The following is an 11,812-nucleotide window of genomic DNA, read 5'->3' on the forward strand; positions in this document are numbered from 1 at the left end:
GTTGTAGATTTTAGAATGAAACATTAAGACCAAAAGAGTACGATCTTTGGAATGGATACATTTGTCCATTAAGACCTTCGGGGTCTGCCTTGTAATGACTATCCAAGCCACTCAGTTCAGCCAGATTCTCACCGGAGAAAAATACTCGTACACGACTGAGACCTGCTTTCTTCACCCAATATTGCGGCAATGTATATCCTATCGTTATATTTTTGAGCCTCATATATGCCGCACTTTGAAGATATTTAGTTTGCGGAGCAGCTAACTCCCTACCACCTTCAGCAACATAAGATTTCCTTCTGGGAAAATAAGCATTTGTATTTTCAGGAGTCCAATAATCCAGATTCTGCTTACTCACATTAGTCCAGGGTTGTGAATACACTCCCCAGAATAACAAGTCGCTACCACCCGGATAATAATCTCTCTTACCTACACCTTGCAAGAAGAAACTAAAATCGATATTATTCCAATCGGCACTACCTAAAAAGCTAAAGTTGTAGCGAGGAGTTGTATTTCCAATCCTATAATAATCGCCCGGATTACTGAGAGTCCAATCTCCCCAGTCCACTTTTTCATCTCCATTCTTATCCCAGAATTTTAAATCTCCCGGTTCTATAGAATGCGTTCCCGGATAAGCTGATACCGTAGTCTGATCGGCATGGTTCTTTATTTCCTCTTCCGATTGGAAATAACCCAGAGTTTTCATACCCCATATCTCACCAAGCTTTTGTCCTACATAAAATTTATCAAGACTTCCCGTAGGATTGTCAAACTTAGTAACTGTAGTTTCGTTATCAGACAATACGAAATTCATATTGTATACGAAAGGTTTTCCTTTCACCTGAAACTGATCTTTCCATTTGATTGTCAACTCCCATCCATTAGTCCGCATATCCACTGCATTCTCTAAAGGTTGAGTTGAAACCCCCAATACGTTGGGTAGTTTTTTTCCCGCAGCAAGCATATCTTTAACATCTCTCCGATATATATCGAAAACCGTAGTTAATCTGTTATTCAAGAAATTTACGTCTACACCAAAGTTCAAAGTCTGTACAGTTTCCCATGTCAGAGACGAGGATACCAGATTAGGAACCTTCACATATACAGGTTGTTTACCATCAAGTAACAAAGTAGTTTGTCCTTTCGACATAATCGGGATATAAGGATAGTTGGAAACATCCTGATTACCCAAACTTCCATAAGACGCACGGAACTTAAGGCTACTAACAACAGGAGATATAAAGTTCATAAAACTTTCCTGAGAAGCTACCCAAGCTGCTGACACGGAAGGATTAAAAGCAAAGCGATCATCTTTAGGGAAACGCGATGTACCATCATAACGACCATTGGTTTCTATTATATATTTATTATCGAATATATAATTAACTCTGTAGAACAATCCGCGTAAAGCATATTCGCTACTACTTGAACTTACCCGCTGATCGCCTGTTCCTAAGTTAATGCTTGGCAGGTTATCGGATATTAAATCTTTTACTTCTCCGTTAAATCTTCGGTATTTATACTCTTCCTGATTAAAACCTCCTACCACATTCACAAAATGCTTCTTATTAAATGTTTTATTGAAATTTGTGAAAACATCAAACACCAGATTGTCGGTATGATCCGATCTTTCACCGGCAGAAGATGTTGTATTGTGGTATTTCATTTGCATATCAGGACCTTCGCGATATCCAATAGGCAGATAAGCATATTGTTCGCTGTATTCGCTTCTATTCAGGGCGAAACTGCCGTTTACCGTCCACACATCCTTTACTAACTCATATTTAGTAGAAAACTGGGTAGTAAATATCGAGTTAAGCGTATTTCTACGTCCTCCATCTCTCATACGTCCCAATAAATCAGCTCCGGTACTAGTCCACGTACCATCGGGATTGGTTGGTATATCCAATGTGTTCTTACGGGAAATATTCCAGTAATAATCACTCCCCAAATAACTGGGTGCATCATAATCGGCCGTAGAATAACTGGTATTATTACCTATAGTCCAACGATCATTTACATGAAAGTTCAGCTTACTTCTTAAATTATATCTGTTAAATTTATCATTATCCTGTTTCAACATACCGTTTTGCAGGAAGTAATTACCGGAGAAAAAATAAGACACCAATTTTGTAGCTCCCGATATATCTATACCATGATTAGTTGCAAATCCGGCATCTTTATAAGCTTCGTCATACCAGTTTGTATTACCGAAATACTCCCATTGTCCGTTAGTATTCACGAAATAAGGAGAAATTGATGGATCTGCAGAACGTTTTTTTGCATATGCAATTGAATTTTCGTCGTACAGATTATACCAAGGGTATGAAAAAATATTTCTCATATCCACCACAGTAGCAGGATCTGTAACAACATCGGGTCTGTTAGTTAGTCTGTTAAATGTAAAATTGTTGTTATAATTTACCTTCACTTTTTCGCTTTCGCCATTCTTGGTTGTTACCAATATAACTCCAAATGCAGCCCGCGAACCGTAGATCGCTGCGGATGCCGCATCTTTCAGCACCGATATATTCTCAATATCCGCAGAATTCATATTATTTAATTCCTGAATGGAAGATACGATACCATCTATCACTATCAGAGGGCTTCTTTCATTCGCACTTTCCAAAGCGGTAGCTCCACGAATATTAAACTTGGGAGTGCTGTTAGCCTGTCCGCTAGGCATCGTAATATTAAGGTTTCCCACAGCACCTTGCAACCCTTGTCCTATATTTACAAGAGGACGGTCTTCCAGTACTTTTTTAGAGATTCCTTCTACTGCACCCGAAAGGTTGGCTTTTTTCTGAATACCGTACCCGACAACCACAACTTCATCCAAAAGCTCTGTATTTTCGGCTAATGATATATTTAAATTGGTTTTACCGGCTACCGGCACTGTAATTTCTTTGTATCCGATATACGAAACAACTAGTTCTCCCTTATCAGGGACATTTAATGAAAAATGACCATCTATATCGGTAACAGTACCAATAGTAGAACTTCCTTTCAGCTTCACCGAAACTCCTATGAGCGGATCGCCGGACGCATCAGAAATAGTACCTGCAACCATTTTAGATTGTTGGGGAGACTTAGAAATTATATCCTCTTCTGTTTTTCCTTGGGGGATAAGTATTATTTTTGTATTATTTAGTTTAAAAGTAAATCCGGGTAGGATTTGAGATAAAGCAGTGTTAATATCCTTATCTTCGATTTTTACATCGATTTTCTTTCCACTATCAACATCAGCATCATTGTAAAATAAGGTGTATTTACTTTGAGCTTCTATCTCTTTGAGGGCTTGTTTCACACTTATCTGTTTCTTATTGATGGACACTGTGCCTTGTTGGGCAAAAGCACTTGTGAAAGACTGAATCACCAATAATATGAAAATCAGATAAAATGCTCTTGTGTTTTTTAACTTTTTTTGAGTTATTGGAGAGCATACGTTCTTCTTTGAATCTATTTTATTCATAGATTTGTATTGATTTAAGTTGGTTACTAAAATACGGCACTTAATCATTGTGCCTAAATAATTTAAATCATCCGAATAGGTGAGCGTTGCGAGCGTTCACCTATTTTTATTCGGATATCTCACTTAGTCTTAGATTGTAGGTTAAAATTAAAGAGTGGTTTAAAAATTAATAAATTTGTTTTATTTTCCTCCTTTCTTTGTTATGTAAACTTTATATCCTTCATGTTTATATCTTATCGGGGCTATTTCTTCCATAGCTTCCAATATTTCATCCAATGATTCGCGACATACAGTAAACGACATGTTTGTAGATTCTGCAATATCTTTAGAGCATTCTATATCTACTCCATACCATTTATTCAAATTAATAATAATGTTAGCTAAGGATAAATTATCGAATACAAGTTTTTCATTTATCCAGCTAGTGTAATAATTAGTGTTTACGATTTCACACTTCAGTGAATCTCCTTTTTTTAAATATAAGACCCGCTCATTAGGCACAATGGCCATTTCTTTAAAATGCGAGCTTGTTATATTTACGGCTCCTTCGGTTAGTATAGTTTCTACGTAATCGTTTTTATCGTAATTCTGTACAAGGAAACTTGTTCCTAACACTCTCACTTTTATATCATCTGCATTTACCCAAAAAGGTGCAGCAGAATCCTTTTTCACTTCAAAATATGCCTCTCCCTTTAGGTGTACCTCGCGCTTGTCTTCTGCAAAATGTTCCGGATACTCCAAAACACTGTGAGCATTCAACCAGACTACAGTACTATCGGGCAGTATAAATTTACCTTTACTATCCGCTGTCAGTAAACGGTTTATTATTCGGATCTCATTTTCCTTATCATCTTTATATAAAAAATATACTACATTAAAGAGAATCAGAAATATGGCTGCCACTTGTAATATTTTGTAAAGAAGAGGTAATTTTACTTTTTGTACCTCTCTAATCGAGGACTTTTCTGTACCTATTCTTTCTCTGAATCTAGCCAGTGCCAATTCGGTTTCCAAATCATCTTCCAACTCTGCTTTACTCATAAGCCAGAGACTTGATAAGCTTGAAAATAACTCCTTATTTTCCTCCGATACTTCCAACCAAGCTAACAATTCTTCCTCTTCTTCCCGGGTACAGGATTTATCTAAATATTTTACTATTAGCTCTTCGTGCTTCAACATGAACTTGTGATCTTAATGGTATATTTATAATACAAATTGGAAATAAAATACCCCCCCTCGAATAATAAAAAAATTATTCAATATGATATTTTTAAAATAAAGAGGATAATAATAAAGAGAAGAAAGCCGCTTTTATACAAATGCGTTCTTAGTTCAAAAAGGGCTTTAGTTATCTGTTTTTCAACACTTTTAACGGAAATCCCCAGAAGTTCGGCAATTTCTCGATTCTTTAAATCTTTGTTTCGGCTTAATAAAAAAATTCTTTTGCACTGCGGTGGTAAAGTTTCTATATGCACTCGTATTATTTCCTGAAGTTCTTTAACATGCAATACCTCATCCTGACTATCGGCTCCATCAGTATGAGATAAAAAGGTATCATTTTCAATTGAACTTTGACTTGTAGTAGCCTTGCTATTTAAATGATTTAAGCATTTGTTGTATAAGGTTTTATACAAATAAGCTTTTACAGTTCCATCCAACTCAATATAATCCCGTCTGTTCCACAACTCAACGAAGGTATCCTGAACAAGATCTTCAACAACATCAAGATCTCTGACAAAACGTAATGCATATATTTTTAGAGATTTATAATTATTCCTAAATAAGTCTTCAACCCGATCTTTGGCTGACTCTTCAATATGCTCTTCCATCATAATAATCTATAATACAACAACATCAGTAATTAAGCAAGAACTTATCTGCGTCAAGCAGACTAATCCCTCAGTAAGAGTATAATATTTGATTTTTGAATCAAATGCCAAAATACATAAAATAATCGGTAGATACTTCAAGAAATAAAAAAAGTTAAACAATAAAATCATATGTTTAATAAATCAGGGTCTCAGACCTATTTATTGCTTTGGCAAGCATAAGCATAAATAGCGGTTATCAATAAATAATATTACATTAAATACCTACTGTTACTTAGGTATGCTTTATCAATACAAATAATATGCTATTTTTGCATCGAACTAAAAAAGATTCAAATGGATTTAGGTACTCTTGTAATTTTTGCGATTATAATTATTACGGCAATAACAAGCTATATAGGTTTTAATAACAGACAATTTTTCGATCGTTATAAGTTCAGTACTTATGCAATTCTCGAAATGAAGCAATATGACAGGATGCTAACTGCCGCTTTCCTTCATGCTGATCTTATGCACTTGCTATTCAATATGCTGACGTTGTATTTTTTTGCACCTGTATTGGTAGCTTATATAGGACCGGTCAAGTTTCTTGTACTTTATCTGGCTGCTATTATAGGAGGAAATACATTATCTCTGTGGATGTATAGACGAGACTCCATATACACTGCCATAGGAGCCTCCGGTGGAGTTTGCGGGGTATTATTTGCCTCTATTGCAACAGATCCCGAACGTATGATGGGATTTTTTTTCATACCTATGCCGGGATGGGTATTCGGAATATTGTATTTAGCATATTCGGTATATGGAATGAAAAGATCAATCGGTAATATAGGCCATGCAGCACACTTAGGCGGAGCAATTGTAGGATTACTTCTATTAATATTATTTTTACCCCAAGTTCTATTAATACATGGTTATTTTATAGCTTTAATATCATTGCCTATTATCGCTTTAGGATATTTCGTTTATAAGGAAAAATAAAATAAATGGTACTTATATAAAAACCCGATCATCCTTAAGTATGATCGGGTTTTTATTTTATAGTCAAAAGTGCAAATTAGTACACTTCAAAAAGCTAATGCTTGTAGAATATCTTTTTTCAAATCTTCGACATCTTCAATACCTACAGACAAACGTAATAGATTATCTTCAATACCCATCACTTGTTTCATTTCGGGTGTGAATGTTCCATAGATTGTTGATTCTGGATGTATTATTAAAGTTTTATTATCAAATAAGTTTGTAGCTCTGTGGATCACTTTTAATCTATCCATAAAGCGATAACAGTCTTGTTTCGTTGCCAAATTAAATGTCAACATCGCTCCCGGATTAGAGGGGAATAACTGATCCGAAATCTTCTTATATGGAGAACTTTCTAATTTGGTATATCCTACCCTTTTCACTTTACTGTTTTCAGAAAGATACAAAGCTAAATAATAAGCCGATTGAGACATACGTTCGAAACGAAGTTCTAATGACTCCATACCTAAGGCCTGTAATGAGGCTGTCTCAGAATCCATACAAGCACCTATATTACGGGCAATCTCGCGTTTGATCTTATACATAAAAGCCGACATAGATGTATTGTTAGATACTGCTTTTGCCAACTTCTTACTCTTCGACCAATCGAATGTTCCATAATCGAGGATAGCTCCACCTACACTGGTTGCACCACCCGATATATATTTAGTGGTAGAAACAATCTCTATATCCACACCATGTTTCTTTGCAGAGAATCCGCACCAAGGGACGATAGTAGTATCTACAATTAAAGGAACACCCTTGGCTTTAGTTATAGCTGCTATCTTAGGTAAATCAGCTATTTCCATATGAGGATTAGTAATCAATTCGCAAAAGAAAGCACATGTATTTTCGTCAATTGCAGCTTCTATTTCCGACAGATTATCAGTATTCACGAAACGAACTTCTACGCCAAATTCAGCCAGAGTAAATTGAAACAAAGAAAAAGTATTGCCAAATAAGTGAGGCGATGTTACAATATTACTACCTGCATAAGCCAATGCCATAAATGTATTGGAGATTGAAGCCATACCCGAACTAACAGCCATCACACTTTCGGCCCCTGAAGCAATTTTCATTCTCAACTCCAGATTTTCGACTGTAGGGTTGGATATTCGAGAATAAGTGTGGCTATCGGTTTTATTCTGAAAAGCATTCGCAATAGCTTCCGAAGAAGGATATTCAAATGCGGCATTCCGATAGATAGGCATACTTATAGCTCCATGTGCATCTTCCTTTTTAAATTTAGCACCTATAATACGAGTAGCAAATTTCTCGCTTTGACAATCTTCTAATTCCATAATAACAATACTCTATATGATTTCTATAATCAAAGGTAGTGTATTTACAAATAAGCTGTCCCTTTTTCATAAAATAAATCTAGCTGAATAATAAAATATTTTCTATTATTTCACTACAAAAACCACATTCATATACGTATCATAATCTGCTTTTTTTACGATCGAATAAGTCATCTTTCCATCGTCCGTAATATTGTTTATTTTCAAGACACTGGTATCATAGTAGGTGATATAGTAATGCAACTGATTGGCAGTAGTATAGTGAGGGATTACACTAGGGGCAGTAGCGTTCTTTCCTGAGGGCGTATTAAACTGTTTCTTGTATTCGGCATACAAGTCCAGAGGTGTTGCTACTGCACCTAAATTGGGAGTAGGAATATTAATGGATGGCATATAAAAGAAACGTGTTGCATTCTGGGTCAAACACATCCATTGAGGATTGGTTTCCGTTCCTATGTTTTGAGATATACATTGCTTATCGGTATCATATACCAAAAGCCCATTTGAAGGTGACGGCATGGCTTCCTTATCTAGAGTTGTTAGTCGTGGCAAAAGTACTCCTCTATTGGTACTACTAACTTCTAGAATAGCACTGGTATGAGGATTTTCAGTATTAACTCCTATCTGACAATATGCCAGATTGGAAATCAAAAGAGTTAGTGTAAGTAATATTATTTTATTCATCATTATTCTATTTTAGTTTGGAAGAAGATCTGATCGGATCATTCTATTCGTAACCACTTTACATTCGGCTACAGTATTTGTGATAGTAGTTATTTTACTGCTTTCGGCTAGTCCATTAACCAGATAGGGAGTTACCCTGATGGTGTACACTCCTTCAATATTATAAGTATGGCTTTGTTTATAAGTGGTGATAGAACTACTCATATTGTAATCTTTTACGACGGGAGTACCATCGCCAAAGTTCCATTCTAAGTACGCTATTTGCTGAGTGCCACTACCAATTGAGGGAATCTCGACCGAATATTCCGCACTGTTACCAACACAGACTATTTCTTTTCCTTTTATCGGTTTAATGTTAAAGAAAGAAGTAATAAACGGAGGCAATCCCAAGCGAGGCAAACGAGGAGAGATAAATTTATTAGGAACTTCGGCTATTTGAGTACCTCCATTATCCGGATCCAAAATAATCCATAAAGAAGATTGTTGATTTCCAATAGCATATATCCTATTATCCGGACCAAGCTGCACATTATCGATATTTGCATTCGGCAAAATCCTTGTAAATGGGGCTGATATATTATTAATAGGCTTCATATACAGTCCTCTATCTCCTCTCTCGATTGCAGTAAAATAAAGATAGTTTGCTGTAGGCGAAAATTCGAGACTGTATAGGTTCTCAAGATAAGTAGAAATAAACTGAAAACTCGAAGCCTTACCCGTAGAAGTGTCAAAATTCCCTATTGTCAGATAATGGTTTGAATCGAATCTGTAATCCGCATGAATAATACGTTTGCCATCTGGTGATATTTTAGTAGTACCTACACCAATACTGCTGGGAGCAATTGTAGGAATCCCCAAATCCATACCTATTTCTGAAATCACGGGAGTAACATTAATTCCGGCAGAAGTTATCAGCCACGCAAATATTTTACTTCTTACACGACTTACTACCCAATAATCTTTTCCATTGGCATGCCCCACTGCTGTTAGGTTTTCATAAGCATGAGTGATTGGGTACCCTGAACTTCCGAAGGTAAGGGATACATTTTTTAATACCACTGCTCCCAACCCTCCATTTGCAGACATATTTACTGTTGAATAACAAAGTCCCGGAGCTGTATTATTTCGGTCGGGAGCCGTAATAATATAATATAAAGAAGGGTTATCGGGCACAGGAATCACAATACCCGAATTAGTAGAGGATGGATGCCCTAAAAGCCCTGTTCCATTCTGCATAGTAACCAAGTTCTTATTATATACCGTAATACCATCAGACGCAAACAAAAAATTACCATCCTTGTCTGATATAGAAAAGCAACCTTCGAAAGTACTTATAGGACCCTGCACTGTACTTGGTACTCCTAAAACATTTCCTAATGAGGTTGATTCTGTATGTGTATTAGAAAAGTCAAGCCCTGTGTTAGTTCCAAAATACCAATGGTACGCTTCTTTTTGGCAGTAAGCGTGTTGAGTAAATACAAGTAATAGTATGAATATTATTTTTTTCATTGTAGTATATTTAATGCACTTATTTTACGACAAATACAACATTGAGAAACGAGTTGTAGTCGGCTACTTTAATGATTTCGTAAGTAACCTTCCCGTCATTACTTACATTATTTATTTTAAGAACATTGGCATCGTAATAAGTTATATAATAATGTAAATCGGTAGCTACAGGGAAATAAGGGATATTAGCAGGTGCGCTGGTATTCTTTACCATGGGCGTGGCAAATTGCTTTTTATACTCATTGTACAAATCCAAAGGAGTAGCCACAACCCCTAACGTTTTTGCGCTGATGGCTACTGAAGGCATATAAAAAAATCTTGTCTGATTCTGAGCCAAGCAAATCCAGATAGGACTGGCTTCTGTTCCTACGTTTTGCGACAAACATTGCTTGTCGGTATCGTAAACGATTAATCCTGATGCCGGATTGGGAATAGCTTCCTTAGCCGCAGTACCCATACGAGGTAATAATACTCCTTGATTATTGGCAGGGCTCATAATATCAAGGGCAGCACTTGCATGTGGCACTTTAGTGTTAATACCTACCTGTGAATAGATGGGACTGAAAAAACCGATTACGATAAGTAATAGAATTATTCTTTTCATTGTTGTATGTGATAAATTAGTTAGTAAATTTTCAGTATAAGAATAAGAAAAGCAGTAGCGTGTAATCACTACACACCACTGCTGCACATAGCTATGCCATAGGTCAGGATATTTTGCAGTAAAGCTTTTGAACGACAACAAAAAAAACAAAATGCTTGTACTACAATCCAGACCGGCTAATCTATGATTGTTGTATTTATGGGGAAAATATTGTATTTTAGGAAATTGGCTTGTGCTTGGAGCTGACAACAACAAAAGACAGAAAAATCTGCCTAAAATGATAAAAGAAATGTTTTGTGAATAGGTATGGAGGTTATCTTCTACTCTCTCTCTCTCTCTCTCTCTCTCTCTCTCTCTCTCTCTCTCTCTCTAATATTTCAACGCACATAGGCAAACCTAAATAGTTAAAATTTAGATTATTAATCACTGATATGTTTGTTAAATAATTAGTCATTCCGAACGTAAATAGTTATTGCACAATGGCAAATATACTACAAATTTGTTAAGAGACAAATCGGATCACCTCAAATTTGTCTCTTTATATTATTATATAGCAACCTCACCTTTAATATGCGGATGGGGATCATACCCTTCTAGTTTGAAGTCTTCGAATTTAAAATCGAATATACTTTTTACATCAGGGTTGATAATCATTTGAGGTAAAGTACGCAATTCGCGTTCCATTTGCATTTTCAACTGATCGATGTGATTTGTATAAATATGAGCATCTCCTAAAGTATGCACAAAATCTCCCGCTTCAAGTCCAGTAACCTGAGCCATCATTTTTAGCAACAAAGCATAAGAGGCAATATTGAAAGGTACTCCCAAGAAAATATCGGCACTACGCTGATACAATTGCAAGCTCAGTTTACCATCTGCTACATAGAACTGAAAAAATGCATGGCAAGGCGGTAAATTCATGTTAGGAATATCAGCTACATTCCAAGCACTTACTATTATACGACGCGAATCAGGATTATTCTTAATTGTGTTCACAACTTCGGTAATCTGGTCGATATGTCCTCCGTTATAATCTGGCCACGAACGCCATTGAAATCCGTAGATATGCCCCAAATCGCCGTTCTCGTCTGCCCATTCGTTCCAGATACGTACTCCATTATCCTGTAAATATTTGGCATTGGTATCACCTGCCAAAAACCACAGTAATTCGTAAACGATAGATTTCAGGTGTAATTTTTTGGTGGTAAGCATCGGAAAACCATCTGCCATATTATAACGGCTTTGATGCCCAAATACGCTGATAGTACCAGTGCCGGTTCTATCTTCTTTTTGCACTCCTTCGCTCAGAACGCGTTGTACTAAATCTATATATTGCTTCATCGTTTCGTTAATTAATTAAGGTATGAGACTCATTGATTTATAAGAAAGTATA

9 protein-coding genes are annotated in these 11,812 nt (G+C 36.2%); 1 reads left to right on the forward strand and 8 read right to left on the reverse strand.

What is annotated here, in order from left to right; translation table 11 throughout:
- Nucleotides 1-10 precede the first annotated feature (10 nt).
- The 3 genes from CLV62_RS00120 to CLV62_RS00130 form a co-directional block, all read right to left on the reverse strand.
- Entirely contained in the window at nucleotides 11-3,472 is a 3,462-nt protein-coding gene (locus CLV62_RS00120) for a TonB-dependent receptor (protein ID WP_110308755.1), read from the reverse strand.
- A 180-nt stretch (nucleotides 3,473-3,652) separates the two neighbouring features.
- Nucleotides 3,653-4,651: a FecR family protein gene (locus tag CLV62_RS00125; RefSeq protein ID WP_110308756.1), complete on the reverse strand. Its 999-nt coding sequence runs from the start codon at nucleotides 4,649-4,651 to the stop codon at nucleotides 3,653-3,655.
- A 77-nt stretch (nucleotides 4,652-4,728) separates the two neighbouring features.
- Nucleotides 4,729-5,304 (reverse strand): RNA polymerase sigma-70 factor, encoded by a 576-nt coding sequence (locus CLV62_RS00130; RefSeq protein WP_245903939.1) that lies wholly within the window; start codon nucleotides 5,302-5,304, stop codon nucleotides 4,729-4,731.
- Between the two features lie 333 nt (nucleotides 5,305-5,637).
- Between CLV62_RS00130 and CLV62_RS00135 the strand changes: the two genes are divergently transcribed.
- Nucleotides 5,638-6,282 carry a rhomboid family intramembrane serine protease gene (locus CLV62_RS00135; protein ID WP_110308758.1) on the forward strand — a complete coding sequence of 215 codons (645 nt, stop codon included), beginning with the start codon at nucleotides 5,638-5,640 and terminating at the stop codon, nucleotides 6,280-6,282.
- Between the two features lie 86 nt (nucleotides 6,283-6,368).
- Here CLV62_RS00135 and CLV62_RS00140 read toward each other — a convergent pair whose 3' ends face one another.
- From CLV62_RS00140 to CLV62_RS00160, 5 genes are all read right to left on the reverse strand, one after another.
- Nucleotides 6,369-7,622 carry a PLP-dependent transferase gene (locus tag CLV62_RS00140; protein ID WP_110308759.1) on the reverse strand — a complete coding sequence of 418 codons (1,254 nt, stop codon included), beginning with the start codon at nucleotides 7,620-7,622 and terminating at the stop codon, nucleotides 6,369-6,371.
- A 105-nt stretch (nucleotides 7,623-7,727) separates the two neighbouring features.
- On the reverse strand, nucleotides 7,728-8,309 hold the full coding sequence (locus CLV62_RS00145; RefSeq protein ID WP_110308760.1) for a hypothetical protein: 582 nt from the start codon (nucleotides 8,307-8,309) through the stop codon (nucleotides 7,728-7,730).
- 9 nt (nucleotides 8,310-8,318) lie between these two features.
- Complete coding sequence (locus tag CLV62_RS00150; protein WP_110308761.1) at nucleotides 8,319-9,815, reverse strand: PKD domain-containing protein; 1,497 nt, start codon at nucleotides 9,813-9,815, stop codon at nucleotides 8,319-8,321.
- A 19-nt stretch (nucleotides 9,816-9,834) separates the two neighbouring features.
- Nucleotides 9,835-10,419, reverse strand: a complete 585-nt coding sequence (locus CLV62_RS00155; RefSeq protein ID WP_110308762.1) for a hypothetical protein — start codon at nucleotides 10,417-10,419, stop codon at nucleotides 9,835-9,837.
- 546 nt (nucleotides 10,420-10,965) lie between these two features.
- Entirely contained in the window at nucleotides 10,966-11,760 is a 795-nt protein-coding gene (locus CLV62_RS00160; RefSeq protein ID WP_110308763.1) for a thymidylate synthase, read from the reverse strand.
- Nucleotides 11,761-11,812 lie beyond the last annotated feature (52 nt).

It is taken from the genome of Indolivaga alginatilytica (genome assembly GCF_003201355.1).
Classification (GTDB): Bacteria; Bacteroidota; Bacteroidia; order Bacteroidales; family Dysgonomonadaceae; genus Dysgonomonas_A; species Dysgonomonas_A alginatilytica.

Bases quoted from the DNA above. Each gene is read 5' to 3' on its own strand.
- CLV62_RS00120 (WP_110308755.1), bottom strand. From the start codon at position 3,472: ATGAATAAAATAGATTCAAAGAAGAACGTATGCTCTCCAATAACTCAA.
- CLV62_RS00125 (WP_110308756.1), bottom strand. From the start codon at position 4,651: ATGTTGAAGCACGAAGAGCTAATAGTAAAATATTTAGATAAATCCTGT.
- CLV62_RS00130 (WP_245903939.1), bottom strand. From the start codon at position 5,304: ATGATGGAAGAGCATATTGAAGAGTCAGCCAAAGATCGGGTTGAAGAC.
- CLV62_RS00135 (WP_110308758.1), top strand. From the start codon at position 5,638: ATGGATTTAGGTACTCTTGTAATTTTTGCGATTATAATTATTACGGCA.
- CLV62_RS00140 (WP_110308759.1), bottom strand. From the start codon at position 7,622: ATGGAATTAGAAGATTGTCAAAGCGAGAAATTTGCTACTCGTATTATA.
- CLV62_RS00145 (WP_110308760.1), bottom strand. From the start codon at position 8,309: ATGATGAATAAAATAATATTACTTACACTAACTCTTTTGATTTCCAAT.
- CLV62_RS00150 (WP_110308761.1), bottom strand. From the start codon at position 9,815: ATGAAAAAAATAATATTCATACTATTACTTGTATTTACTCAACACGCT.
- CLV62_RS00155 (WP_110308762.1), bottom strand. From the start codon at position 10,419: ATGAAAAGAATAATTCTATTACTTATCGTAATCGGTTTTTTCAGTCCC.
- CLV62_RS00160 (WP_110308763.1), bottom strand. From the start codon at position 11,760: ATGAAGCAATATATAGATTTAGTACAACGCGTTCTGAGCGAAGGAGTG.